Raw genomic sequence first — 23,465 nt, 5'->3', positions numbered from 1 at the left:
TCATCTGCACTGCAGACCCAACCACACCTTGTCGAAACGGCGGGCGCGCAGGTCCCGAGCGCGGATGAGCAGATACAGGTTGCCGTAGTCGCCCCACGAGAAGCCCGTCTGGTCGTCCGAGCCGATCTGCCACAGCAGGTTCCACTCGGAGGCACCGGGCATCAGCTTGCGCGCCAGGGGCGAGTCGTAGCCGCGCGAGTCGCCGCAAGACTGTCCATGCGAGACGAGCTGCGCCTCCAGGCGTGCGTCGTTCTGCACCCACCAGGGATGGCCGCCCACCTGGTGCGTGTGCTCGCCGCCCGTGAGCCGCTCACGCAGCACCGCGTAGTCGTCCGCCTCGGCCTCGCCCCAATCCTGCGCGATCATCCCCCCGCCGCGGTCCCACGGGTCCGGCAGGGTCATGCCGAGCCGGGGCGTCAGCTTCAAGGGGAGGTCGAAGGCCAGGCCCGCGTCCACCAGCTCCGCCGGAGGCGCGAGCGGTACCGCCTCCTCACTGCGCGGCGTCCAGACGAGCTTCCAGAAGGCGCTGTCCTTCGGGTCATACCCCCAGCGCTGCTCCTGCACGTCGTAGAAGAGGGCGAGCACGCCATCACGAGGCAGGTCCGGCAGGGCCTCACCGTGGCACGCGGCCAGCTCGGCGAAATCGAGCTGACCCACGAAGTGCAGCGGGCCGCCGGGAGAGCGGGGCCACTCGGTGCCCTCGGGCACGAGCGGGTGTCCTCCGTAACGGCATCCGGGAACGTCGGAATCTTCCATGTCCCGTGCGGTGAAGAGGACGCAGGGCGCGACGGCGGATTCGATGCGCTCGCGCCAGCGTTCGAGAGATGGCGGTAGGGCGGGAAGCTCGAGCATACGTGCGAGCGACGCTAGCTGACTTCCGGTACAGTCCCCACGCGCATCATGCAGGGCTCTCCTTCCGGTCGTGTCACACAGGGCAGTTTCTTCGAAGGCCTGTTCATCCACTCGCTCCAGGCGAGCGGGTCCTTCGCGGACGCGCTGCGTGCCTGTGGCTTCGACGTGAACAAGACCAGGGCCATCTACCCCATCGAGGTCTGGAACGAGGCGCTCGAGGTGGCCTGGCGCCACTGCTACCCCGGCCTGTCCCGCGAGTCCGCGTACCGCGAGCTGGGCCGCCAGCTGGGCGAGGGCTTCCTCAAGACCTGGATGGGCAAGGTGGTGGACATGGGCCTGCCGATGCTCGGCCCGGAGCGCCTCATCGCCCGCATTCCCAGCCTCGTGGCGCTCGATACCTTCCGCTACGACGTGACGGTGACGCAGCTCGGCTGGCACCACTACCGCGTCAGCTTCCGGAGCGATCCGGATGCCAAGCCGGACCTCCTCGCGGGCCTCGTCGAGTCGGGCCTGCGCCGCACGGGCATCGTCCCCTCCGTCACGGTGTCGATGCGCGCCGCGCGGGACTTCGACCTCGACGTGACCTGGTGATAGGGAAGGGGCCATGATTTCTCGCACGCTCGACCTGGGTGGACCCGTTCACTACATGGACTACGGCGGCTCCGGGCCGACGATGGTGCTCGTCCACGGACTGGGCGGCTCGCACCACAACTGGATGATGGTGGGGGAGAAGCTGGCCCGGCATGCGCGGGTGGTGGCGGTGGACCTGACGGGCTTCGGCCTGACGCCGCTCGATGGGCGCTCGGCGAGCGTGCACGCCAACCAGGCGCTGCTGGATCGCTTCATCCAGGCGATCTCCCCCTCCGAGCCCGTCCTCCTGATGGGCAACTCCATGGGCGGGGCCATCTCGGTGCTGCAGACGGCGCGCAACCCCCAGCGGGTGTCCGGCCTGGTGTTGGTGAACCCCGCGCAGCCGAGCGCCGAGGACACCCGGATGGAGCGGGAGGTGTTCGCCCTGTTCGCCCTCTACGCGATTCCGGGCGTGGGCGAGTTCTTCGTGAGGCGTCGCGCGGAGCGCCTGGGACCCGAGAGGACGGCGCGGGGCATGCTCAAGCTGTGCTGTAGGGATCTGGAGCGCTTCCCGCCGGAGGTGGTGCGGGCGCACCTGGAGGCGGCTCGCGAGCGGCACGAGCGGATGCCCTGGGCCAACGAGGCCTTCGTGCAGGCGGCGCGCTCGCTGGTGTTCCTGCTGCTGCGCAAGAAGGCGTTCCGCGCCATGGAGCGGGGGATTCGAGTGCCCACGCTGCTCGTCCAGGGGTCGGAGGACCGGCTGGTGCCGGTGGCCAACTCGCGCGAGCTGGCCCGGGTGAGGCCGGACTGGACGTACGTGGAGTACGCCGGCGTCGGCCACACGCCGATGATGGAGATTCCGGACGAATTCATCGCCACCGTGGAGAAGTGGCTCGACGGTGCTGGACGCGCCGCGTTGGAGACGGAAGCGAAGGTGGCGCGCGCTTCCTGAAGTACACTGGTGGCATGAGCGCGCCGAACATCCGCCGGGCCATCCAGCTCCTGCCCACCTGTGCCACCACGGGCATCGGGAGCCTTCCGCACACGCAGCTCGAGCTGGGCCTCCAGGCCGCGCTCGCGCTGGACATTCCCTTCCTGCCCCAGCTGCCGGTGGGGCGGCCCTCGGAGTTCATGATTCCGCAGGCGCTCGAGGGGCTGCCGGGCCTGCGGTGGGACGACGAGGGCATGTGCACGGTGGACCTCGGAGCCTGGGCGGCGGGGCGCGCGGACTTCGAGGCGCGGCTGGAGACGGCGCTGTCCTCGGGCGCGTTGGAGGCCTTCGAGCCCTCGCTGGAGGGCTGCCGGGCGTGGCGGCCGTTCCTCTGGGAGGTGGAGAACCGGAAGCTGGCCTTCGCGAAGGCGCAGATGGCGGGGCCCTTCACGGTGCGCTCGGTGGCGCGCACGAGCGAGGGGCATGCCACGCTGGACGTGCCAGGGCTGGACGAGGCCATCTTCCGGCTGGTGCTGGCGCGCTCGCTGGCGATGGTGAAGGCGCTGCGCCGGGCGGGGACGACGCCCCTCTTCTTCCTGGACGAGCCGGGCCTGTACGCCTTCGAGCGCGCCAACCCGCGGCACCTGCTGGCCATGCAGGAGCTGAGGCTGCTGGTGGTGGCCCTTCAGCGGGAGGGCGCGCTGGTGGGCGTGCATTGCTGTGGCAACACCCACTGGACGAGCCTGCTGGACGCGGGGCTGGACGTGCTGTCGCTGGACGTGCGGCTGTCGCTGGACGCGGTGCTGGAGGAGTCGGTGGCGTTCGCGCGCTTCCTGGAGTCGGGGGCGACGCTGAGCCTGGGCATCATCCCCACGGACCTGACGTCCACGTATCAGGTGGGGGAACTGGTGGACGCGGTGGAGGTGTCGCTCAAGGCGGCGCTGCCGCCGGGACACTCGTTCCCGCGGGTGGGCTCGCAGGTATTGCTGACACCGGCGTGTGGCCTGGCCATGCGCACGGTGGTGGACGCCGAGCGCGTCCTCGAACAGCTCAAGGTAGCGCAGCGCAAGCTGCGGGAGGCGTTGGTGGCGGAGCTGCCTTCACTCCGGCCCCCCTACGTGAGCTGAGTCCCACCACCACCACCACCCTCTCCCTCCGGGAGAGGGGACGGGGGTGAGGGTATCCGTCCCCTGGGGTTGAGAACCCGTGCGCGGTGTACAGAATTCGCGAGCCCGTGCTCGCGCTGGGCTAACGTGCCGCGCTTCTCCAGGTATCCCCCTGGTGCAGAGGGAGTGTGCATGTCGTCGACGAAGTCGAGCGCGAGCCCGCGGAAGCTGGGTGAGCGCGAGGTGGCCGAGGCGGTGAAGCGACTCGAGGCATTCGCGAGCGAGAAGGAGGACATGTCGGTGGAGTTCTCGACGCCCCTCGACGCCGAGCAGGTGCAGAAGCTGGAGGCGAAATACAAGCTGAAGCTCCCGCCCAGCTACGTGCACTTCCTCCGCACCCACGGCACCTTCACGGTGATGTACGGCGGCGCGGAGCTCATCGGGATGGAGCGCCCGGACTATCTGCATGTGGCGGCGCCGGAGTCTTCCGATGCGGTGGACGGAGATGACCCCGACGTGGAGGAGGCCATCAAAGAGGCCCTGTTCTTCCAGCGCATCGACTCCGACTCGGTGGAGAACTTCTGGTGCTTCAATCCGCGCGACCGGAGCCCGGAGGGGGAGTTGGGCGTGGTGGCCTACTACCACGACGAGACGTTCGCGCTGCCCCAGCTCCTGGGCGGCGAGGATGCGGAGCGCTTCCGGGACTTCTCCACCCACATCGTCGAGGTCATCGACGAGTTCATCGAGACCTACGGAGAGGCGTAGGCACGGCGACGGTTCGAAGGGCCCCTTCCTCGAATCGACCGAGGCAACCTCGGCTACATCGGTGCGGTGACCTGGTCGACGGTCAGCATTGCCGTATGCAAGCACCCGCATGAGCAGATGATCGCGCTCTCTCCTGACGGTGAGGTCAATCTGTTCGGCGGCGGCAAGGAGAATGAAGAGAGGATCTCCACGCCACAAGGCTCACCGGAGACCCACCAACAAGCTGGTTCCCGTTGCCTTTGGGGATGACAGCCCGCGGACCTGCTACCACCTCGGTACCGCGGATGGTGTCCTCTGGTCGTTCGGAGCCAAGGACATCAGGGCCTTCGATGGCACGACCTGGACGCGTATCGACTGAGCATGGGAGCCCGGGTGGGCTGCTCGCGCACGGCGGGGGTCCTCATCGGTCGTAACCCCCGTCGTCCGTGAGATGGGGCTGGAGTGAGCACTCAGCGTCCGAGCCTCAGCTCCCGCTCGGCCTGGCTCCAGTCCTGCTCGTGGAAGCCGTGCTGGCCACCGCGAGAGAGGAAGAGCTCATAGGCGCGGCGGGCGATCTGCTCCGAGGTGGGAGTGTTGCGCGAGGCCGCGCCATTGCGTGGAGAGGACTCCGGCGTCTGCTGGGACGAAGGGGGGTTCGTCTTGGACTGGGTGCGTGCCATCAGGGGGCTCCTCTGGTGGTTGTGGAAACTGCGGCCCGCAGCATCGGCATGTGCCCGGGTCGAGGGAACTTGGACCCGGGGACCTGCGTCCGGGTGTCGACATGACGGCCCGGCTCCTGTCCATTGGGTGACACGCTTTCGCGGGAATCCCTCTCGTGTCGCTCCAGACACATTCCGTTATCAAACGACGGAATGTGACCGGATGCTGGCCTGGATTTGACGATTTTGGAGCACCAACCGTCTGTGCATTTGATGCACCTTGCCGCGCGTTGACGGCCCACCCCTCGTGCGTGGGGCCATGGATTTCGCCCGGGAGGAGTGCCCGGGTGGAACGCAGCGCTAGCAATCAATTGCCATTCGGAGGAGCACCTCATGAAGAAGATGAGCTGGGTGATGTCCGCGGCCATGGTGTCGGTGTGGGCGGTGGGTTGCGGAGGTCAGGAGCTGGAGTCGGCGGAGACCGCGCGGGTGGCGGCCGAGCTGACCGACGGTAACAAGCTGTTCGGGTCCGACACGCTGAAGTCGGCCTTCATCGGAGCCAACACCGCCGCGAGCGCGGGCCTGTCCATCCAGGGCCTGGGCTCGGGCGTGGGCGAGGGCTGCATGCGCGCCGGTTCCGGCACCAGCTGCGTGGGCCGCCAGCAGGCGATCTCCCCCATGTCGCGGGACTTCAAGGCGGGCACCTGTGCCAATGGCTCGGCCTCCACCGGCGCCTGCTGCGCGGGTGAGCAGAGCAACGTCATCGCGCTCGACGCGGTGAACGCCTGGGTGAGCGCCTCCAACGCCACCACCAACCTCACCAAGAGCAACCTGAAGGCGCTCTTCTGTGGCCCCGCCGGTGACGGTCTCAACTGCGCGGCCACCACCTGGGTCAAGTACCGCCGCGATGACGCGTCCGGCACGACGGATACCTTCAAGTCGCTGGTCGGCTGCACCGCGTTCTGCCCGGACGTGAAGGTGGTCGTCGACGGCGCCAACGCCGCCCTCTTCACGGATCCGGCCCACCCGACCCCGTGCTCGGCCAGCGACAGCGCCACCTCCTGCATCGGGAAGATCACCGCCAGCACCGACACCACCCTGAGCGCCAATGCCATCGGCTACGCCGGTGACTCGGCCAAGCAGGGCACCGCCAACAAGGCCCTGAGCGTGGACGGCATCGCGCCCACCGCCGCCAACGTCCGCAAGCTCATCTCCGCGCCCGCCACCGCCTACCCGCTCGCGCGCAAGCTCTTCCTGAACGAGAACGTCAACTTCACCAAGGACCCCAAGGAGGCGACGCTCTACAACTGGATCTACAACAACAAGCAGTCCTTCCAGAACCTCCTCACCGGCCAGGGCTTCATCTCCTGCGACACCACCGGTCCGCTCAAGTGCGGTGGCCCGAACAACGACGGCAAGAAGGCCGGCGCCTGCCAGGGCATCTGAGCACCTGAATCCCTTGCGATATCCGCGCTGACGGCGCGCCGGGCTGGGGGAGCCACCGCTTCCCTGGCCCGGTACTCCGTCCGCGCGATTGGCATTGCGTGGTCGATCCCGACTCGAGTGGGGAGGAATCTGGAATGAGGATGATGCGTCCTCGGCTTGGACAGGGCCGAGCGTTGTGCATGGTGTTGGCCTGGCTGGCCAGTGGCTGCGAACCCAAGAAGCAGGAGCCGCCCGCTCCGGAGCCGGAGGCCGTGGTCTGCGTCCCGGCGCGCTCGAATGAGCGGCTCCCCGTGCGCCTGGCGGCCACGCGGGAAACCTCCCAGGAGACCTTCGACAACCTGCTGGTGCGGGTCGAAGCGCAGTGTGGTTCCTGTCACCAGGCGCCCGCGGCGACGGGCGGATTCCAGTACACCTCGAGCCACGCGGGCCTGAAGGAGGTGGGGGCGCGGATGGCCTGGCAGGCCTCCCAGGGCGCGATGCCTCCGCTGGCCTCGGCCGAGCAGCTCAAGCAGGCGGTGGCCCTGGGCCGGGCGCTCTCGTCCTGGATCGAGCAGGGCACTCCGGAGGGCGGCTTCACCGTGACGGAGGACCCGTCCCTCGGGGAGACCACGGAGGTGACCCCGGCCGTCGCGGAGGCGATGACGGACCTCGGCAACTGCATCCCCTCCGAGAAGGGCCTGGGGAGCGATCCGGACAAGGACGCGTACTTCGCCAGCCTGACCGAGCTGCCCCGCTACCTGTCCGAGACCGATACCGACATCATGACCCTGGACGCGGAGAAGCTGGCGCGGCACGGCACCTTCGCGTTCGCGCCCACCTATCAGCTCTTCTCGGACCACGCGAAGAAGCTGCGCCTGGTGCACGTGCCGGCCGGACAGGCCATCGAGTACGACCGCGCCAGCGGCAGGTTCGTGATTCCGCCCAATACCCGCTTCTACAAGACCTTCTTCAAGGCGGTGAAGGATGCCCAGGGGAACGTGGGCTACCGCCGCATCGAGACGCGGCTCATCGTCACCCGGGCGCGCTGGCAGGACGCGGTCTTCGGGACGTACATCTGGAACGAGGCGGGGACGGTCGCGGAGCTGCATGACCTGCGCTACCGCGATGGCGCGCGCTTCTCGGACCGGGTGCTCGTCTACCGCACGGACGAGGCCACCGGCGCCACGCGCAACTACGCCATCCCGGGCCGCCACCGCTGCATCGACTGCCACACCGGCTCCGAGGGGCAGAACTTTGTCCTCGGCTTCACCCCGCTTCAGGTCAACCGCCGCGCCAGGGGTGAGGGCGGGTTGGATGCGAACGTCGACATCCTCGAGGACGAGCTCTCGCAGGTGGATCGGCTCATCCGCTACGGCGTGCTCAAGGGCATCGGTTCGAGCGCGGAGCTGCCGAGGCTCGAGACCTCGGCGGGTGAGCGAAAGCCTCGCAACAAGGAGGAGCTCGAGCTGCAAGCCTACATGGTTGGCAATTGCGCGCAGTGCCACAACCCCAAGGGGTTCGCCGTGGTGAGCAACCCGGCGATCTCGAGCCTCGACTTCTCCGCGGGCGGCATCCTGTTCCAGTTCGACACCCGCCTGAAGGAGAGCAACGGGCTGAAGTATTACGTCAACACCCAGGTGTCCGACTTCGAGCTGGATTTGAAGAGCCGCTCGCCCGCGAGCACGCTCTACCAGCGCGTCGCCCAGGACACGACGGCGGAGTACATCCACATGCCCGCCAACGTCCCTGGCACGGATTGCCGCCTGACCCTGCTGGTGGCCCGGTGGATCGGCTCGCTGGACTGGCCGGCGGACGGCTCCACCCCGGAGCAGAAGGAGGCCGCCCGGCGCGAGCGCATCCGGAAGGCGGAGGCCGTGGTGGGCGCCACCTGCCAGAATCCCCCGGACGTGCGGTGGATCTCCGAGGACTTCACGGACAAGGTCCCCTACGAGCCGCGCAACACGGCGTGGAAGACGAACATCGGCTCCGGGCCCTTCGAGTACCTGACGCGCTACCCCATCACGAGCCAGCACGCGGAGCTGGCGCACCAGCGCTTCCCGACCAACTTCTGGCGGCCCAAGCCCGGGTGCTCCTTCGAGCCCCGCTCCAGGCCCGCCACCGTCGAGCGCTGGATGGTGGATGACCTGGGAGACCCCATCCAACCGTGGGGCGAGCTCTACGAGTCCACGCCCGGCGCGACGGTGTTCCAGGGCATCTGCTCCAACTGTCATGGACGCGCGGGAGACGGGCAGAGTGGTGCCGCCAAGACGCTGGTCGCGCTCAACGGGGCGCGCGTGGCCAACCTGGTCAGCGGACTGTTCGGCCGCTCCAGCACGGGCGAGGGTCATTACAAGATGTTCGAGCCGGAGCTCGGCGAGCACGGTGCCGCGCGCTACCTGGCGTGGATGGCCTCGGGAGGGACGCCGGTGAAGTTCTCCGAGGCCTTCATGCAGGCCTGGGTGAAGTACGGCGAGGTGGACATCGACTTCTCCAGCGAGCCCAAGGACTGGGAGCGCTGGGGCGCCAACATGCTCGGGGCGGCCCGGGGCGCGTGCGACCTCATCCGCGTGGGCAAGTTCGGCACCGGCTCCGCCGAGCCCAATGGCGGCAACATCCTGGCCATCGGCGGCACGACCATGTGGACGCGGATCTGCACGCTCGACAATCCGCTGACCGATGCCATCCGCGAGGGAACCGACACCGCCGCGACCGCGGAGTGGCTCCAGCGCGCGCAGTTCAACGCGGGGGTGATGGCCTACTTCTACCTGCGGGACGAGCTGTCCCAGGGGCGCATCTACCCGCTGCGCAGCGAGTGCGACAGGCGATGAGTCCGGGAGCGGAGATCGTGTCCGGACGCGGCGATTCCTTTTGGAGGGGATGTTCGATGAGACGTGCGTTGGGTGTATGGGTATTGATGATGGGGCTGTGCCTGGTGGGTGGCGCCGGGTGTGACGACAATCCGCCGGGCGAGCCCACGGTGGACGCGGGTCAGGGTGGCAATCCAGACGCTGGCAATCCTGATGCGGGCAATCCGGACGCCGGAAATCCAGACGCCGGCAATATCGGTGGGGATGCGGGGACTGCCTTGGCCCACGTGCGCTTCGTCAACGCCTTCCTCGGGTTGAAGGACAATCCCAGTGACAGCGAGGACGCGCCGTGGAAGCCCTTCAAGGTCAATGTGTACCAGGGGGGAACGAAGCTGTTCTCCGCGTCGGTGGAAGCGGGTGATGAGGCCGTGACCGACTACGTCGAGGTGCCCGCGGGCACGAGCTTCAGGTTCGAGGTGCGCGATACGGAGGCTCCCGCCTCGGCTTCGCCCGTGGCCATCTCGGAGGTGCTCTCCCTCGCCGAGAACGCCCATGTCACGCTGGTGGGCGTCGGATTCCTTCATGCCTCGGGCGACGATCGTTTCGACAAGCCCAGGCTCCTGGTGCTGAAGGATGAGGAGTTCGCCGCCGCGGACAAGGACTCGGTCCGGCTGCGCTTCGTCACCGCGGGCCGGGCGGTCACCTCGGATCAGACGCGCCGGCTCGCGGTGGACGGGCAGTCCCCTTTCGTCACCCTCGCTCCCTTCTCCGCCGACTCGGCCCAGGGCGCCTCCCTGCCGAAGTCCGTGCAGCGGCTGGTGGTCTCCGCGCCCCCGCCGGATCGTTACGTGCCCTCGCAGGGCGGCAGGCTGTCCTTCTCCCTCCCGAGCCAGGCCCTGGCCTCGGCGGGCTCCTGGTTCGCCATCCTGACGGGTGATGACCGGCGCCCCCTCCCCGACGAGGGCGAGGCCGCGCTGCTGCTCATTCCCGCAGGCAAGCGCGACTTCCTCCGGCTGAAGAGGGATCCGCTCCTCTACTTCCTCCACGCCGTCATGCCCGATGTCGACGGGAACGACCCCGTGCCCCTGCAGGTGCTCAACGGCGATCGCAAGGTCGCGGCGGAGATCTACTACGGGTACGACCCGACCATCGGCGAGCTACCGGTCACCGCCACGGGCCACTCGTTGAAGGTGACCCTGGATGGCGATGACGGCACGGTGGTGCTGGACGCCGCCCCCACCGGGCCGCTCGAGGCCGGGCGCCGCTACCTGGTGGTGATGAACGGCAAGCAGGGCCAGACGGGTGCCCTGGCGCCCCGGCTGACCGTCATCCCGGAAGGCTTCCCGGCGGACGCGATGGACGCCCGGGTGCGGTTCGTCGATGTCTCCATGAATGCTCCCGCGCAGGGTGTCGACTTCGGCTACTTCGACGTCGCCAGCGACGGCTCCAGGGGGAACACGTTCACGAGCGTCGTCCAGGGGGCGAAGTACGCGGCGATCGCCGGCCCCGCCACGGGTGTCCCCTTCAACGCGCCGCTCAGCCGCGACGGGTCCAACAACGCCTTCATGTACTACGGCATCCGGGACGCGGCGGCCGGTCCGGCGAAGGCGTTGAAGGGCGGCGTGGTGGCCCGGCCGCACCTCGTCGTGCTGCTGGGGGACTGGAACCAGGGGACGGTGGAGATGCGGGCCCTCAACCTGCGCAACAACTGGTGGGTCAGCCTGTCGGCGCCGGGGGTGTTCGAGTAGTGCGCTCAGCCCTCGAGGGCGCCCGCGGTGACGGCGGCCTCGAGGGCCTTGTGCATGGCGGTGCTCATTCCGAGCGAGGCGGCCTCGTCGGGCGTGCACCAGCGCAGCTCACGGAAGGCGGGCGCATGGGAGGGGCGCGCCGGCCCCGTCACGCGCAGCAGGCGGAGTGAGAGCGCACGGTGGGTGAGCTGCCGGCGCACGGTGCCGAGGTGCTCTCCTACCTCGAGGTCCACGCCGAGCGCCTCGGCGAGCTTCGCGGCGGAGCCGGTGTCGGGCATGTCGTCCTCCACCTCGGCGGCGGGCAGCTCCCAGAGGCCACCGAAGAGGCCCTTCTCCGCGCGCCGCGCGAGCAACAGCCGGCCCTGGTGGGCCCAGACGGCCACAGCGAGGGTCATCCGCTTGGGCGCGGCGCGCACCCGGGCGGGAGGCAATTCGTCCACGCGGCCGTGGCGGTACGCGAGGCACTCCTCGCGCACGGGGCACAGCAGGCACAGGGGGCTCTCCGGGCGGCACACGGTGGCGCCGTGCTCCATGAGGGCCTGGTTGAAGTCTCCGGGCCGCTCGCCGTGGACGAGCTCCGTGGCGAGCGCCCACAGCCGGGCCTCGCGGACGCGGTCGCCGGGAGCGCCCTCCACCTCGAAGATGCGGGAGAGGACGCGGGCCACGTTGCCATCCACCAGCGGCGCGGGCTCGCCGAAGGCGATGGAGGCCACGGCGCCCGAGGTGTAGCGGCCGAAGCCGGGGAGGGTGAGCAGCTCGGCGGCGGTGGAGGGCAGCTTGCCGCCGAAGCGGGCCACCACTTCCTGGGCGGCGAGGTGCAGGTTGCGCGCGCGCGAGTAGTAGCCGAGCCCCCGCCACGCGGCGAGCACGTCCGGCAATGGCGCGGCGGCGAGGGACTCCACCGTGGGGAAGCGCTGGAGGAAGCGCTCCCAGTACGGAATCACCGTGGACACCTGCGTCTGCTGCAGCATCACCTCGCTGAGCCAGATGGCGTACGGGTCGCGCGTGCGGCGCCAGGGCAGGTCCCGCTTCTGCCGGTCGTACCACTCGAGCAGCCGGGAGCGCAGGGACGCGCGGCGTCCGGGCTCGACGAGGGGCGCGGAGGCGGGCTCCTTGCGCTTGCGCTGGGGGCTCATGGCGTCTTCGCGGGATTCGCGATGCGGCGCGCCACGCGGTCGAAGAGGCCGGGCATCCACCGGTTGGCGAGCACCATCACTCGCCCGGGCAGGGTGAGCACGGTCTCCCGGCGCTTGCGGCGGCTGGCGCGCACCATGGCCGCGGCCACGGCCTCGGAGCTCATCGCGTTCAAGGGGATGGCGTCCTGCTTCCAGCCCTCGGCGTTGAGGCGGGCGTCGCGGAACTCGGTCTCGGTGAGGCCCGGGGACACGAGCAGCACGGAGATGCCCTCGGTGGAGAGCTCGGCGCGCAGGGACTCGGTGAGGAGGTTCACCGCGGCCTTGGAGGCGCCGTAACCGCCGAGCAGCGGCAGGCCCCGGTGGCCCAGCACGGAGCTGACGTTGACCACCTGCGAGCCCGGGGCGCGCTTGCGCAGCAGGGGCAGGGCGGCGCGGGTGACGCGCACCAGTCCGAAGAAGTTGATCTCGAACACCTGGCGGAGCTGCTCCTCGCTGAAGCCCTCGACGGGGCCGTAGAGGCCGAGCCCCGCGTTGTTGACGAGGATGTCCAGCCCGCCGAACGCGGCCTCCGTCTCGCGCACGAGACGGACCACGTCCTCCTCGCGGGTGATGTCGCAGCGCACGGGGAGTGCCCGCACGCCGAGTGCTTCCACCTCGCGCGCGGCGTCCAGCAACTGGGACTCCCGGCGGGCGGCGAGCACGATGTGGGCCCCCTGGGCGGCGTAGGCCTTCGCCGCCGCGCGGCCGATGCCGCTGGAGGCACCGGTGATGAGCACCACCTTCTCCTGGAAGTCTCTGGTCGCCATGGCGGAGCGCACCTTAGCGGTTGGCCGGTACTGGAAAAGGACCTGTGGGGGAGTGCCTGCTCGCCTGTCCATCTTCTGGCGGAGCGAGCCCCCGTCTAGTATTCGCGTCCGCCATGGCACGTACCTTCAGCAACGACTTCTCCTGGTCCAAGAGCCGCCACGAGAAGCTCCAGGAGTGCTCCCGGGCGTATTACTTCTATTACTACCGCTCCTGGGGCGGTTGGGAGTCGGGCGCGCCGAACGAGGTGCGCGAGCTGTACGTGCTGAAGAAGCTGAGCAACCGCTACGCATGGGCGGGCAGCGTGGTGCACGACGCCATCAAGGACGCGCTGCTGGACTGGCGCGCGGGGCGCGAGGTGGAGCCGTCCAAGGTGGAGGCGCGGGCGCTGGAGCTGATGCGCAAGGACTTCCGCTATTCGCGCGAGAAGGGGTACCGGACGCAGAAGTACCGCAAGACGTTCTCGGGCCTGGTGGAGCACGAGTACGAGGAGGCGGTGCCGGACGACGCGTGGAAGCAGAACGCGGAGACGGTGCGCTCGGCGCTGGCGTGGTTCTTCGCCTCGCGCTGGCCGGCGCTGGCCCGGGGGCTCAAGCCGGCGCAGTGGCTGGAGGTGGACGCGGGCGCCGAGTTCTCCACCTTCACGCTGGACGGAGTGAAGGTGTTCGCCATTCCGGACTTCGCCTACGTGGACGCGGACGGCTCGCCGGTGGTGGTGGACTGGAAGACGGGCAAGGCGCGGGACGGGTACGACGAGCAAGTGCTGGGTTACGCGCTGTACGTGTCCCAGCGCTACCGGCTGCCGCTGGAGAAGGTGCGCGCGTCGCTGGTGTACCTGAATGACGGGGTGGAGCACGAGGTGCAGGTGGACCGCGACGCGGTGGAGGGCTTCAAGGCCCGCTTCGCGCAGAGCGTGGCGCGCATGCGCGAGCTGCTGGTGAACCCCGCCACCAACACGCCGAAGGACGAGTCGGCCTTCCCCCAGACGGAGGACCTGTCCTCGTGCACCCGCTGCGCCTTCCGCCGCCCCTGTGGCCGCGAGGCGGCGGCGGCGAAGGTGGCCTGAGCCCAGGCGGGGGCCTGGCTTCTCGTGGAAGACGGCGTGCGTTGGACTTCCGACAGTCGTGCGCCGTGTGCGCACCGGCGGAGGCCGTCATGCCGAAGGAGAACGTCATCAACATCGTGGTGTTGGTGAGCGGTACCGTCGATCCGGTCAACCTGGATCCGGTGCTTCGCTCCGTCAGCTACCCCGCGCCCAGCCTCGTGCCCCTGGAGGACTCCGACGCGAAGCAGAAGGCAGCCCAGAAGCCGGCGTCCGAGTCGAAGAAGGCGAAGGACAAGAACTGGTACTGGGAGGAGAACTGGCAGTTCCGCAACGAGCTCCGGATGCTGCGCAAGCAGTACACCAACCTGCACGTCTTCGAGGCGCACGGCTGGACGGGCGACAACTCGGTGCAGGCCCGGACGATCTCCGGGGCCTACCTCGCCAACCGGCTATGCGGGGCCGAGGGCGAGCCCGCCTTCTACGAGGGTCACGCACTCCACCAGCCGGCAGACCCTCCACGATGAGGTGAAGACGGTGCTGAAGCAGCAATTCACCACCCTCGCGAAGTAGGGGCGCCGGGGCCGGGTGCTCCCTCACCGGGACCGGGGGCGGCAACTGCCCTGGGAGCCGGCGGCGCACGTGCGCCCATCCTCCCAGATGGCGTCCGACAACCGGGCCCCCTGGAGCTCCACGTTCTTCAGGTTGGCGTGCGTCAGGTCGGCGTCGCGCAGATCGGCGTCCCGGAAGATGGCCCCCTCGAGGTTGCACCGGGCCAGGACGGTGAAGCGGAGCTTCGCCCCGGTGAAGTCCGCGCGCGCGAGCCACCCACCTCCGGCCGACAGGGAGTAGGCGTGTGAGGGCTCGCTGCGACGGTAGGTTCCGCCCGTCCCCGTGAGGCTTGATCCCTCCAGATTGACGGCGCGGAGGTTGGCCCCCTCGAAGTTGGCCGAGGGCAGCTCCGTCACCTTGCGCAGATCGACGCCCTCCAGGGTGGCGCCCTGGAGCCGCGCGGCCCCGAAGGAAGCGCCGTCCACCCGCGCGCCGCGCAGGTCGGCCCCCCGTGCATCGGCGCCCCCCAGGGAAGCGCCGCTCAGGTCGGCGTTGCCCAGGCGGGCCCGGGAGAGCTTCGCGTTCTCCAGCCTGGCACCCGCCAGCCGTGCTCCCTGCAGGTCCGCCCCCTCGAGCTGGGCGCCCGTGAGATCGCAGCCCGCGCACTCCCGCGTCGTCAGCAGTTGCTGGACGGACTTCTGGAGCGCCTTCTGCTGGCGCTCCTGCTCGGACTCACCGCGACACGCGGACAGGCCCGGCCCGGACAGCAGCAGGAGAAGCAGGTGCAGCCGGTGGGCACGAGGGTCCATGGCCCCGGAGTCTACCCGGTCCTCCTGGGGCTGGCTCGCCCGGGGAAGATCAACGCCCCAGCGACAGGCGACGCACCACGACACCCGCCGCGTTCATGCCGAACACGGAGGTGACGAAGGCCACGCTGCCGTCGATCTGCGTGCGGCGCTCGCACGAGTGGAAGTCATTCTCGTTGGGGCACACGCACATGAAGCCGTCGTCCGAGTCGTAGCGCAGGGAGACCGGATCCCTCCGCGCCTCGATGGAGTACACGGCGGTGATGCCCGTGGGCCGCTCGGTGGGCACGCCGTACTTGCGCTTGAGCAGCTTGCGGATGTCCTTGGCGAAGGGGTCCATGTGCGTCTCGCACAGGTCCTCCACGCGGATGGACGTCGGGTCCAACCGGCCCGCCGCGCCCATGGAGCTCACCACGGGGATGCCCAGGCTGACGCAGCGGTGGAGCAGGTGCAGCTTCGCCTTCACGTTGTCGATGGCGTCCACCACGTAGTCATAGCTGCCCGGGGCGAGGAGCTGATCGGCCAGCTCGTCACGGTAGAACTCGCGCAGGCCCTCGATGTTGGCGTCGGGGTTGATGTCCTTGCAGCGCTGCGCCATCAGCTCCGCCTTGGGCTTGCCCACCGTCTTCGCGGTGGCGTGGAGCTGCCGGTTGGCGTTGGTCACGCACACGGTGTCGAAGTCCACCAGCGTCAGGTGCCCGATGCCGCTGCGCACGAGGCCCTCGGCGGCATAGCTGCCCACGCCGCCCAGGCCGAACACCACCACGCGGGCGTTGGACAGCCGCTCCATCGCCGAATCACCGAGCAGGCGTCCGGTGCGGTCGAAGCGCCGGTGCAGCTTGAAGGGCCTGGCCTCCGAGGGGGCGGGGGTGCCAGCGGTGGCGGGGACGTTCTCTGGGGGAGTGGGCTGCGGATTCATGGAGTGCCTCTATAGCGCGACCGCTCCCCTACAGCGAAGGAGGGGGAAAGGCTTCCCGGAACAGGCGGCGGGCATTCTCGGTCGTCCGCTGGGCGAGCGCCTCCACCGGCTCCCCCAGCACCCGGGCCATCCCCTCGATGACGCGCGGCAGGTAGCCCGGCTCCGAGCGCTGTCCCCGGTGGGGGGTGGGGGCCTGATCCGGGGCGTCCGTCTCCGCCATGAGCCGGTCGGGGGGGATGACCCGCAGGGCGTCCAGCGGCTTGCGTGCCTCGGCCCAGGTGACGGGGCCCGCGAAGGAGAAGTAGCAGCCTTTCTGGATGTAGAAGCGCGCCAGATCCGCGCCCCCGCCGTAGCTGTGCATCAGCACGCCGGCCTCGGGCAGGGGCTCCTGCTTGAAGAGCTCGATGAGGGCGGGGTGCGCGCGGAAGCAGTGCATCAGCACGGGCAGGCCGTGCTTGCGCGCCAGCTCCAGGTGCCGCTTCAGCACCGCCACCTGCCGCTCCATGGGCGCGCCCGCGGCCGAGGGCCCGTCCAATCCACACTCGCCCACGGCGATGGCGCCGCCCCGGGCGAGCAGCGCGTCCAGCCGCTCGAGGTGCTCCTCATCCTGCTCGGGAGGGAGGTCCGGGAGCAGCTGGGGGTGGATGCCGAGCCCCACCTGGAGGCGCGGCTCGGCGCGGGACATGGCGAGCAGGGGCTCCCAGTTCTCCGGGCCCACGCCGGGCACGAGGATGCCGTGCAGCCCGGCGGCCCAGGCCCGGTCGAGCACTTCGTGGCGGTCCGGATCGAAGCGAGTCGCGTCGAGGTGGCAATGGGTGTCAATCATCGGAAAGGTCCGGCGGTGCCCGGTGCATCCGGCGTTCAGCCCGCGACAGCGGGAACAGTGTGGGTGCCACGCGCCACCTCCGGTGGGCGCGAAGCGAACCTATACGACGCACGCCGATGTTTCGGAGGATCATATGACCAAGCGTGGAGTCCTTGGCGCACTCGTGGGTGCGCTGATGGTGGTGTCGACGGGTTGTTCCGAGGAGTGTGTCGATCAGTTCGACTGCACCAGCGAGAAGGGGACCCCGGGCCAGGGGAAGCAGTGGGCCTGCGTCGACAACAAGTGTGTCGCCCGGGACGTCACGACTCCGCCCGAGGAGGAGACGGACGCGGGCACGCAGACGGACGCGGGCACGCAGACGGATGCCGGTACGCAGACGGACGCGGGCACGCAGACGGATGCCGGTACGCAGACGGACGCGGGCACGATGACCCTCCAGGAGGGCGAGGCCTGCACGAACACCACCAGCTGCATGGCGGGCCTGTACTGCGACGGCTCGGGTGGCTCCAAGACGTGCCAGCCGCTCCACATCGCGGTGACGAGAAAGCTGACGGGCACGAACACGACCGAGGCGGTGGTCGTGCGCTACAAGACCCCCGGCAGCAATCCGGCCACCGGGACTTCCGACGTGACGAAGCTCAGCGAGGGCACCGGCCAGAGCCGGTCCCCGCGCTGGAACAAGGACGGCACCGCGGTGGCCTTCGTGGATGCGTCTGGCAACACCGTGACGCTCGTCACCCGGAACATCCCGCTCGTGGCGGCGCAGAAGAACGAGCTGACCACGGCCACCGCCGCCGGCACCTCGGACTTCCGCTACATGGAGTGGGCGCCCTCGGCCTCCATCGCCTGGGCGACGCAGACGGGGGCGAGCGTCTCGGGCATCTCCACCATCCTCGGGACGGGCGGAGACGTGCAGACGGTCACCACCGCCGGCGTGTTCCCCTCGTGGTCGGCGGATGGCAGCAGCCTCGCCTACAGCTCCGGTGGCGTGGGCCTGTTGACCCGGGCGGCCGGTGCCACCTCGAGCACTCCCGTCACTGGCGCGGGCGCGCAGAGCGAGCAGCCGCTGCACAACGCGGCGAACAACATCCTGCTCTACCTGTCCGTGGACACGAGCAAACCGGCGGCGGAGCAGACCGAGCAGTTCGGCACGGACGCGGTGCCGCTCAGCCAGCTCTACACCATCGCCGCCAGCGGCGGGACGCCCGAGCTCATCGCGGCCACCACCGAGGTGGATGCCACGAATGCCGCCGGGCCGGTCAGGACGTACATCGCCAACCACACCTGGTCGCCGGGCGGGACACATGTCGCCTACGTCCGGGTCTTCTACGTCAAGACGGCCGCGGGCGGTGTCATCTGCAGTGGTACCGCTGACTGCGGGGGGCGGCAGGGCAATGCCATCTACGTGCGGGGCATCGGGACAGATGGAAAGCCCACGGGCGGCGAGCTGCTGCTGGCGAACGAGGCGACCCTGCCGTCGTTCTCTCCAGACGGGCGCTTCATCGCCTACTCCTCCGGGGGCAGGCTGCGGGTCCAGCGGATCAACCCCGAGGCCACGGACGAGGCCTCGCTCAAGGTGGGCGACGCCATCATCCATACCTGGACTGGCAGCACCGTCTCGACGGGCGGCGGTGATGACGACCGCCCGCGCTGGCAGCCGCGCGGCCCGTAGTCCTTTGTAGAGCGAGGTAGGGCCCGGCGCCCGCGTCCCGGAAGCTCGGGGCGCGGGCGTCGTCTCATGGACAGTCCTGGGTCCCTCCACCGCGCTCGAGGACTTGCCTCCCAGCCCGAAGCGACGTACGCAGGCGCCCCCCGCTTCGCGGGCCGCTTTCACCTGGGAGGACTCGGAATGAAGCTCCACGCCGCGCTCTGCTTGCTGGCCCTCGCTGGCTGCGCGACCGTTCCGTCACGGGGCGCCAATGCCCTCGTCGACGTGCCCGGCGGCGGTGGCCCCGGGGGGGATTCCCAGGTCCTGCCGGAGCCGGTGCGCATGGAGACGCCCGCGGGCACCTTCCTCGTGCACCCCAACAACGCCGAGGACTTCACGCGGCTGCTGGCCGGGGAGCCGACGAAAAACCAGTACATCTCCGTCACGGACGCGCCCTGAGCGCCTCCGCGCGGGCTCACCTCGTTCCCCCATCACCGGGGAAGGGGAGTCTCAGCCCACCAGGACGATGCGCCGGCCCAGGGCCCGCGTCATCTGGGGCGAGGTGACGAGCTTGAGCACCTCGACGCTCTCCCCGCCGGCCGTGTCGTAGGCCGCCGCGATGAGCTCTCCCACCGTCAGCGCCGGGGTCACCTTGCGTTGGGTGGCCCTCCGGGGGGCGGGCATGACCCGTCTCCCCTGGCGTTGGACTGAGCCGCGCTTGCGTGTCGCCGTCTTGACCATTGTGTCCTCCCGCCCGCACCGCGTGGGGTGATGGACTGATACGGCTTGTATGTTTGCATGCGGCATGCCAAGGGCTCGTCCGCCAGCCCTCTCCAGGAAATCAGGGACTTGTAGTCGCCATTCGTCTCAGACCCTGGGGAGGGATTCCAAACTTCGTTCAATCTTCCAGTGGCCCATGCCTCGTTTCGTTGAGTCTTTTCGTCCACATCTGACAGGTGAGTCAGGGTAAGCCCACCCCATGAACGTCCAGGTTCTCTTCCACGACAGCTGCTTCGACGGGGCCGCGAGTGCGGCGGTCTTCACCCGCTTCTACCGGGAGCGCGTCCGGCCGGATGCCACCTTCACCTACCGGGGGCTGTCGCATCAGGCGGGAGGCGCGCCCATCGACGCGGCCGTCTTCTCCGGGGACGAGAACGTCATCGTCGACTTCCGCTACAGCCAGGATCCGCGGCTCACCTGGTGGTTCGACCACCACGTCTCCGCCTTCCAGCAGCCGGGGGACGAGGCCCATTTCCGTGCCGACACCAGTGGGCACAAGTTCCACGACGCCCACCGCAAGAGCTGCACCTGCTACCTGGCGGACGTGGCGCGTGAGCGCTTCGGGTGGGACCCGTCGCCCATGGCCGAGCTCCTCCACTGGGCGGAGATCATCGACGGCGCGCTCTTCCCCAACCCGGAAATGGCCGTGGCGCTGGAGGAGCCGGCCCTGCGCATCATGACGGTGCTCGAGGCCAACAAGGACCCAGCCCTCATCCCCCAGGTCATCGCGCGGATGCAGACCGAGTCGCTGGCGTCCATCGCCGCCTCGCCGCTGATCGCCGGGCCGCTCGCGCCGCTGCTCGAGCGCCACCGGGGCCACATCGACCTGGTGCGCTCCAAGGCCCGGTACGACAAGGGCGTCGTCTCCTTCGACCTCGCGGACGAGGGCGTCGACAGCCTCAACAAGTTCATCGCCTACGCCCTCTACCCCGAGGCCCGCTACACCCTCTGGGTGGGACAGGGGCCCTCGCGCGCCAAGGTGTCGCTCGGCTCCAACCCGTGGCGCCCCCAGGAGCGGCGGCATGACCTGGCCGCCATCGCCTCGCGCTACGGCGGCGGCGGTCACCCCGTGGTGTCCGCCATCAGCTTCAAGGCCGGCGACATCGCCCGGGCCCGCTCCGCCTACCTGGAGATTCTGTCCGAGCTGTCCGGTTAATCCCGGACCCGGCTACATTTTGCGAACCTCGCAAAGTTTGCGAGGTGGCGGGCCGCAACTCGTGCGCTGACGACTTCCCGACACTTGTCATTTCAGGGGGTTGGCAGGCGGCCTGCCTATTGCTTGGTGCTCGTATGTGAACCGGCGCTTTCAAGTTTTCCAGCCCGCCCGAAAGCCAGTGTGTCTTTCCGAGCCAGTGGCCCGAGAGGGCGCGTGCGGCCGGGCGCTGGTTCGTCCGTCAATCGACGGCGTCGGAATTTTTTGTGATTTTCCCAGCACCGGGCCCAGGTCCGGAGCTTGGGACCCATTCCTTCAGCGGCGGTGTCGGCTTCCGGTCTTTTGATGGGCCGGGAATAGTTTGCTTTTCTTGTAAACCGGAGTACCGTGTTCTCCCATTAAGAGATGGCGGCATGAGCTACCTTGCAAATCCAGCGAAGAGGGAGCAGCGCCAGGGAGGCTTCACCCTCATCGAGGTCATGGTGGTGGTGGCCATCATCGGCGTGCTGTCCATGCTGGCCATGGTGGCCTACGACTCGGTGGGGCGGCGTGGGGCGCTGCAGAACGCCGCGTTCGATCTTCAGGGCGTGCTGAGCACGGCGCGCACGCGGGCCTCGTCGGCGGGCTACCCGGTCTGGGTCGTCTTCTACCCGAAGGGTGGCCGCGGGACGCTGAGCGCTGGCAACGGCGCGTTCGTGGTGGTGGAGGATCGCAACAGTCTCTACGCGCGCAACCCGGTCCGGCTCTTCTCGCTGCCGTTCAAGGTGGACGTGAAGGGCAACACCGGCACCGTGTCGGCGATCTACTACCTGGACGACTACAGCCAGAGCGTGCGCTTCGGGGCGCTGACGCCCGGGCGCACGGACCTGTACGGCGCGCCCTTCACGGGGCTCGAGGTGCGCACGTGCAGCTTCTGCGCGGACACCGGCAGCCCGAGCGGCGCCATCGGTTTCTACCCGGATGGGAGCGCGCACTTCGCGGATGGCCTGGGCCGGTGGATCTCCACCAACAACCAGTCGCTGACCTTCAGCGGCGTGGAGGGCCAGGGCCAGTACCTGTTCGCCATCTCGGGCCCCTCTGGCTACATGGCCACCTTCTCACCGGACAAGACCTAGAACGGAGGAACCGCCGTGGACTCCACTTCCCGCCGCCGTGTCCGCAGCCCCCGCGCCGCCCAGCGTGGCGTGTCCCTGATCGAGGGAATGACCGCCTCGGTGGTGCTGCTCATCGGGTTGATGGGCGTGTTCCAGGGACTCATCGTGGCCAGCCGGCAGAACTCGAGCGCCAACCTGGCGACCCGCGCCTCGGGCATCGCCTCGCAGGTGCGCGGGGCGCTGGACACGCTGGGGCGGGATCGGGTGATCGGCGTGCCGGGGTATGACGGCCTGCTGTCCGGCGCGGCCTGCGCTCCCGGCGCGGAGGTGGCCGAGCTCACCGACGGTCTGGAGAAGCTGAAGCCCGCCACCGGCGAGGTCTGGTCCGTCCACTGCATCTTCGACCTGGACGCCTATGAGCGCTCGGCCACGGGCGCCAACCGGCTGCTGCCCGGCTACGCGGAGGCGGACTTCGGCCGCTACCGGCGCGTGCTGGCGATGATCGAGAAGCCGGACGAGGTCACGGGCGTGCCCATCCACCAGGTCATCATCGTGGTGTCGTGGACGGAGTTGGCCCAGCGCCGGTACGTCCGGCAGTACGTGAGCTTCTACGACTCCGGTCCCTTCGGGAACGAGACCAACGTCGAGATCTGATCGGTCAACAATGGCCCATTCGAATTCCCCCCTGACCCACGCACCGCGCGGCTTCACGCTCGTCGAGCTCCTGGTGGGAGCGGCGACGACGACGATCATCCTCGCGGCCGTGGCCACCGCCTTCGTGGGGGTGCAGGGTGCCTTCCAGCGCGAGTCGCGCGTCAAGGTGGCGGTGGAGGGGTTGCGCACGGCGACGAACTTCATCGAGCAGCGGCTGCGCCTGGCGGGCTATGGCGTGGATCCGCGCTTCGCCTTCGACTTCGACGGAGATGCGCTCCCGGCGGGCGCCAAGTCCAACTACTCCCTGGTGTTCGGCGGCTCCGTCCCCCAGTCCGTCACGGATGACCTGGCCTTCCGCTACCGGGACGCGGCGTGGATGCGCCGGGGACACCTCGCGGGCGCCACCGTCGTGCTGGAGGACCCCAAGAGCACGTTCGGCATGAGCTTCACCAAGGGCCAGCGGCTCCTCGTGTCGTGCGTGGGGGGCAAGGACTACGTGGTGCTGAGGGTGGGCGAGGCGGGGGTGTCGGGAGAGAGCAACACGTCCGCCAACTTCACCCTGGACGAGCACCTGTCGTCCGCGCCGCTCAACGCCCCGTGCCTGGCCAGGGAGGGGAACAACGCCCCCTACCTCATGCTGATCCACGAGCTGCGCATCCGCATCATGGACCTGGAGGGCCGCCCCTTCCTGATGGCCTTCCAAGGCCTGGACGAGCTGGACATGTCCAGCGCCGTGCCGCTGGCCGCGGACGTGGAGTCCTTCCAGGTGGCGTATGTGATGAACCGGCCGGCTCCGGACAGTCCCAACGCGGCGGTGCAGCCCGTGGACTTCAGCTCTCCGGTGGCCAACTGGGTGCTGGGGGACATTGGCAGCGCGGACACGGACCGCATCCCGGATCCGGAGGCCGAGCCGGAGCCCCTCTTCAAGGTGCCCTACGAGGATCCGGCCCGCTACAACCGGCACCCCGCCAACATCCGCGCCGTGCGCCTGAGCATCGGCATGCGTTCGACGAGCCCCGAGCCCAATGGGCGCCGCGCCTACGAGCGCGAGGACCTGGAGGACTCGGGCGAGATGGGACCGGCGGACGGCTACTACCGGACCAACATGACCACGACGGTGCGTGTTCCCAACATGCTGTCGCGCTCGACCTTCAATCCTCCGGTGGGTGATGAATCCTCCGGACTCAACGTGTGGGGAGGCTGATCCAC

General features: G+C 69.2%; 23 protein-coding genes. 15 read left to right on the top strand and 8 right to left on the bottom strand.

The genetic code is table 11. The annotated features are described in order from the left end of the window. The gene (locus JRI60_RS38025; protein WP_204220926.1) at positions 1 to 852 is read right to left on the bottom strand and encodes a YwqG family protein; all 852 of its coding nucleotides are present in this window, start codon (positions 850 to 852) and stop codon (positions 1 to 3) included. Between the two features lie 48 nt (positions 853 to 900). Between JRI60_RS38025 and JRI60_RS38020 the strand changes: the two genes are divergently transcribed. The 4 genes from JRI60_RS38020 (at position 901) to JRI60_RS38005 (ending at position 4,224) form a co-directional block, all read left to right on the top strand. Further along, positions 901 to 1,443, top strand: coding sequence for a DUF2378 family protein (locus JRI60_RS38020; protein ID WP_204220925.1), 543 nt, complete (start codon positions 901 to 903; stop codon positions 1,441 to 1,443). A gap of 13 nt (positions 1,444 to 1,456) precedes the next feature. After that, a complete protein-coding gene (locus JRI60_RS38015; protein ID WP_204220924.1) occupies positions 1,457 to 2,374 on the top strand; it encodes an alpha/beta fold hydrolase in 918 nt (305 codons plus the stop codon). Between the two features lie 14 nt (positions 2,375 to 2,388). Beyond that, positions 2,389 to 3,480: a hypothetical protein gene (locus tag JRI60_RS38010; RefSeq protein ID WP_204220923.1), complete on the top strand. Its 1,092-nt coding sequence runs from the start codon at positions 2,389 to 2,391 to the stop codon at positions 3,478 to 3,480. A 171-nt stretch (positions 3,481 to 3,651) separates the two neighbouring features. Then, positions 3,652 to 4,224, top strand: a complete 573-nt coding sequence (locus tag JRI60_RS38005; RefSeq protein ID WP_204220922.1) for an SMI1/KNR4 family protein — start codon at positions 3,652 to 3,654, stop codon at positions 4,222 to 4,224. A gap of 449 nt (positions 4,225 to 4,673) precedes the next feature. On the opposite strand, the gene JRI60_RS38000 is transcribed toward JRI60_RS38005, so the two are convergent. Next, a complete protein-coding gene (locus tag JRI60_RS38000; RefSeq protein ID WP_204220921.1) occupies positions 4,674 to 4,883 on the bottom strand; it encodes a DUF2934 domain-containing protein in 210 nt (69 codons plus the stop codon). A gap of 372 nt (positions 4,884 to 5,255) precedes the next feature. Between JRI60_RS38000 and JRI60_RS37995 the strand changes: the two genes are divergently transcribed. The 3 genes from JRI60_RS37995 to JRI60_RS37985 all read left to right on the top strand — a co-directional run bounded on the left by JRI60_RS37995 (position 5,256) and on the right by JRI60_RS37985 (position 10,842). Further along, positions 5,256 to 6,308, top strand: a complete 1,053-nt coding sequence (locus tag JRI60_RS37995) for a substrate-binding domain-containing protein (protein ID WP_204220920.1) — start codon at positions 5,256 to 5,258, stop codon at positions 6,306 to 6,308. 143 nt (positions 6,309 to 6,451) lie between these two features. Then, positions 6,452 to 9,115: a hypothetical protein gene (locus tag JRI60_RS37990; RefSeq protein ID WP_239469956.1), complete on the top strand. Its 2,664-nt coding sequence runs from the start codon at positions 6,452 to 6,454 to the stop codon at positions 9,113 to 9,115. Positions 9,116 to 9,171: 56 nt separating this feature from the next. Further along, the gene (locus JRI60_RS37985; protein ID WP_204229494.1) at positions 9,172 to 10,842 is read left to right on the top strand and encodes a DUF4397 domain-containing protein; all 1,671 of its coding nucleotides are present in this window, start codon (positions 9,172 to 9,174) and stop codon (positions 10,840 to 10,842) included. Between the two features lie 5 nt (positions 10,843 to 10,847). Here the strand turns inward: JRI60_RS37985 and mutY are convergent, their stop codons facing one another. Together mutY and JRI60_RS37975 are read right to left on the bottom strand one after the other, a co-directional pair. Beyond that, a complete protein-coding gene (gene mutY / locus JRI60_RS37980; RefSeq protein WP_204220918.1) occupies positions 10,848 to 11,978 on the bottom strand; it encodes an A/G-specific adenine glycosylase in 1,131 nt (376 codons plus the stop codon). Further along, on the bottom strand, positions 11,975 to 12,784 hold the full coding sequence (locus tag JRI60_RS37975; protein WP_204220917.1) for an SDR family oxidoreductase: 810 nt from the start codon (positions 12,782 to 12,784) through the stop codon (positions 11,975 to 11,977). The genes mutY and JRI60_RS37975 overlap by 4 nt, the downstream gene beginning before the upstream one ends. 113 nt (positions 12,785 to 12,897) lie before the next feature. On the opposite strand from JRI60_RS37975, the gene JRI60_RS37970 reads away from it, so the two are divergent. Both JRI60_RS37970 and JRI60_RS37965 read left to right on the top strand, forming a co-directional pair. Further along, complete coding sequence (locus JRI60_RS37970) at positions 12,898 to 13,848, top strand: RecB family exonuclease (protein ID WP_204220916.1); 951 nt, start codon at positions 12,898 to 12,900, stop codon at positions 13,846 to 13,848. An 89-nt stretch (positions 13,849 to 13,937) separates the two neighbouring features. Then, positions 13,938 to 14,351 carry a hypothetical protein gene (locus JRI60_RS37965; RefSeq protein ID WP_204220915.1) on the top strand — a complete coding sequence of 138 codons (414 nt, stop codon included), beginning with the start codon at positions 13,938 to 13,940 and terminating at the stop codon, positions 14,349 to 14,351. Between the two features lie 69 nt (positions 14,352 to 14,420). On the opposite strand, the gene JRI60_RS37960 is transcribed toward JRI60_RS37965, so the two are convergent. From JRI60_RS37960 to JRI60_RS37950, 3 genes are read right to left on the bottom strand one after another with little or no spacing between them, the layout of a single operon-like run. Next, a complete protein-coding gene (locus tag JRI60_RS37960) occupies positions 14,421 to 15,185 on the bottom strand; it encodes a pentapeptide repeat-containing protein (protein WP_204220914.1) in 765 nt (254 codons plus the stop codon). 49 nt (positions 15,186 to 15,234) lie between these two features. Beyond that, entirely contained in the window at positions 15,235 to 16,101 is an 867-nt protein-coding gene (locus tag JRI60_RS37955) for a tRNA threonylcarbamoyladenosine dehydratase (protein ID WP_204220913.1), read from the bottom strand. Positions 16,102 to 16,129: 28 nt separating this feature from the next. Beyond that, a complete protein-coding gene (locus tag JRI60_RS37950) occupies positions 16,130 to 16,927 on the bottom strand; it encodes a TatD family hydrolase (protein WP_204220912.1) in 798 nt (265 codons plus the stop codon). Positions 16,928 to 17,060: 133 nt separating this feature from the next. Between JRI60_RS37950 and JRI60_RS37945 the strand changes: the two genes are divergently transcribed. Next, positions 17,061 to 18,599 (top strand): PD40 domain-containing protein, encoded by a 1,539-nt coding sequence (locus JRI60_RS37945; RefSeq protein ID WP_204220911.1) that lies wholly within the window; start codon positions 17,061 to 17,063, stop codon positions 18,597 to 18,599. 177 nt (positions 18,600 to 18,776) lie between these two features. Beyond that, positions 18,777 to 19,034, top strand: a complete 258-nt coding sequence (locus JRI60_RS37940) for a hypothetical protein (protein WP_204229493.1) — start codon at positions 18,777 to 18,779, stop codon at positions 19,032 to 19,034. A gap of 51 nt (positions 19,035 to 19,085) precedes the next feature. Here JRI60_RS37940 and JRI60_RS37935 read toward each other — a convergent pair whose 3' ends face one another. Beyond that, the gene (locus tag JRI60_RS37935) at positions 19,086 to 19,259 is read right to left on the bottom strand and encodes a hypothetical protein (RefSeq protein ID WP_239469954.1); all 174 of its coding nucleotides are present in this window, start codon (positions 19,257 to 19,259) and stop codon (positions 19,086 to 19,088) included. A gap of 295 nt (positions 19,260 to 19,554) precedes the next feature. Here JRI60_RS37935 and JRI60_RS37930 point away from each other — a divergent pair, with 295 nt between their 5' ends. The 4 genes from JRI60_RS37930 to JRI60_RS37915 all read left to right on the top strand — a co-directional run bounded on the left by JRI60_RS37930 (position 19,555) and on the right by JRI60_RS37915 (position 23,460). Next, positions 19,555 to 20,511: a DHH family phosphoesterase gene (locus JRI60_RS37930; protein ID WP_204220909.1), complete on the top strand. Its 957-nt coding sequence runs from the start codon at positions 19,555 to 19,557 to the stop codon at positions 20,509 to 20,511. A gap of 410 nt (positions 20,512 to 20,921) precedes the next feature. Then, positions 20,922 to 21,623 (top strand): prepilin-type N-terminal cleavage/methylation domain-containing protein, encoded by a 702-nt coding sequence (locus JRI60_RS37925; protein ID WP_204220908.1) that lies wholly within the window; start codon positions 20,922 to 20,924, stop codon positions 21,621 to 21,623. Positions 21,624 to 21,638: 15 nt separating this feature from the next. Beyond that, positions 21,639 to 22,256: a type IV pilus modification PilV family protein gene (locus JRI60_RS37920; RefSeq protein ID WP_204220907.1), complete on the top strand. Its 618-nt coding sequence runs from the start codon at positions 21,639 to 21,641 to the stop codon at positions 22,254 to 22,256. A 10-nt stretch (positions 22,257 to 22,266) separates the two neighbouring features. After that, positions 22,267 to 23,460: a prepilin-type N-terminal cleavage/methylation domain-containing protein gene (locus tag JRI60_RS37915; RefSeq protein ID WP_204220906.1), complete on the top strand. Its 1,194-nt coding sequence runs from the start codon at positions 22,267 to 22,269 to the stop codon at positions 23,458 to 23,460. Positions 23,461 to 23,465: the final 5 nt, after the last annotated feature.

The sequence above is a fragment of the Archangium violaceum genome (assembly GCF_016887565.1).
Classification (GTDB): Bacteria; Myxococcota; Myxococcia; order Myxococcales; family Myxococcaceae; genus Archangium; species Archangium violaceum_B.
Note: the sequence above shows the minus strand (reverse complement) of the source record. Positions and strands in the feature narration are given on the sequence as shown.

What these genes read in the sequence shown, in the direction of transcription:
- JRI60_RS38025 (WP_204220926.1), bottom strand. Translation starts at nt 852, where the DNA reads ATGCTCGAGCTTCCCGCCCTACCGCCATCTCTCGAACGCTGGCGCGAG.
- JRI60_RS38020 (WP_204220925.1), top strand. Translation starts at nt 901, where the DNA reads ATGCAGGGCTCTCCTTCCGGTCGTGTCACACAGGGCAGTTTCTTCGAA.
- JRI60_RS38015 (WP_204220924.1), top strand. Translation starts at nt 1,457, where the DNA reads ATGATTTCTCGCACGCTCGACCTGGGTGGACCCGTTCACTACATGGAC.
- JRI60_RS38010 (WP_204220923.1), top strand. Translation starts at nt 2,389, where the DNA reads ATGAGCGCGCCGAACATCCGCCGGGCCATCCAGCTCCTGCCCACCTGT.
- JRI60_RS38005 (WP_204220922.1), top strand. Translation starts at nt 3,652, where the DNA reads ATGTCGTCGACGAAGTCGAGCGCGAGCCCGCGGAAGCTGGGTGAGCGC.
- JRI60_RS38000 (WP_204220921.1), bottom strand. Translation starts at nt 4,883, where the DNA reads ATGGCACGCACCCAGTCCAAGACGAACCCCCCTTCGTCCCAGCAGACG.
- JRI60_RS37995 (WP_204220920.1), top strand. Translation starts at nt 5,256, where the DNA reads ATGAAGAAGATGAGCTGGGTGATGTCCGCGGCCATGGTGTCGGTGTGG.
- JRI60_RS37990 (WP_239469956.1), top strand. Translation starts at nt 6,452, where the DNA reads ATGCGTCCTCGGCTTGGACAGGGCCGAGCGTTGTGCATGGTGTTGGCC.
- JRI60_RS37985 (WP_204229494.1), top strand. Translation starts at nt 9,172, where the DNA reads ATGAGACGTGCGTTGGGTGTATGGGTATTGATGATGGGGCTGTGCCTG.
- mutY (WP_204220918.1), bottom strand. Translation starts at nt 11,978, where the DNA reads ATGAGCCCCCAGCGCAAGCGCAAGGAGCCCGCCTCCGCGCCCCTCGTC.
- JRI60_RS37975 (WP_204220917.1), bottom strand. Translation starts at nt 12,784, where the DNA reads ATGGCGACCAGAGACTTCCAGGAGAAGGTGGTGCTCATCACCGGTGCC.
- JRI60_RS37970 (WP_204220916.1), top strand. Translation starts at nt 12,898, where the DNA reads ATGGCACGTACCTTCAGCAACGACTTCTCCTGGTCCAAGAGCCGCCAC.
- JRI60_RS37965 (WP_204220915.1), top strand. Translation starts at nt 13,938, where the DNA reads ATGCCGAAGGAGAACGTCATCAACATCGTGGTGTTGGTGAGCGGTACC.
- JRI60_RS37960 (WP_204220914.1), bottom strand. Translation starts at nt 15,185, where the DNA reads ATGGACCCTCGTGCCCACCGGCTGCACCTGCTTCTCCTGCTGCTGTCC.
- JRI60_RS37955 (WP_204220913.1), bottom strand. Translation starts at nt 16,101, where the DNA reads ATGAATCCGCAGCCCACTCCCCCAGAGAACGTCCCCGCCACCGCTGGC.
- JRI60_RS37950 (WP_204220912.1), bottom strand. Translation starts at nt 16,927, where the DNA reads ATGATTGACACCCATTGCCACCTCGACGCGACTCGCTTCGATCCGGAC.
- JRI60_RS37945 (WP_204220911.1), top strand. Translation starts at nt 17,061, where the DNA reads ATGACCAAGCGTGGAGTCCTTGGCGCACTCGTGGGTGCGCTGATGGTG.
- JRI60_RS37940 (WP_204229493.1), top strand. Translation starts at nt 18,777, where the DNA reads ATGAAGCTCCACGCCGCGCTCTGCTTGCTGGCCCTCGCTGGCTGCGCG.
- JRI60_RS37935 (WP_239469954.1), bottom strand. Translation starts at nt 19,259, where the DNA reads ATGCCCGCCCCCCGGAGGGCCACCCAACGCAAGGTGACCCCGGCGCTG.
- JRI60_RS37930 (WP_204220909.1), top strand. Translation starts at nt 19,555, where the DNA reads ATGAACGTCCAGGTTCTCTTCCACGACAGCTGCTTCGACGGGGCCGCG.
- JRI60_RS37925 (WP_204220908.1), top strand. Translation starts at nt 20,922, where the DNA reads ATGAGCTACCTTGCAAATCCAGCGAAGAGGGAGCAGCGCCAGGGAGGC.
- JRI60_RS37915 (WP_204220906.1), top strand. Translation starts at nt 22,267, where the DNA reads ATGGCCCATTCGAATTCCCCCCTGACCCACGCACCGCGCGGCTTCACG.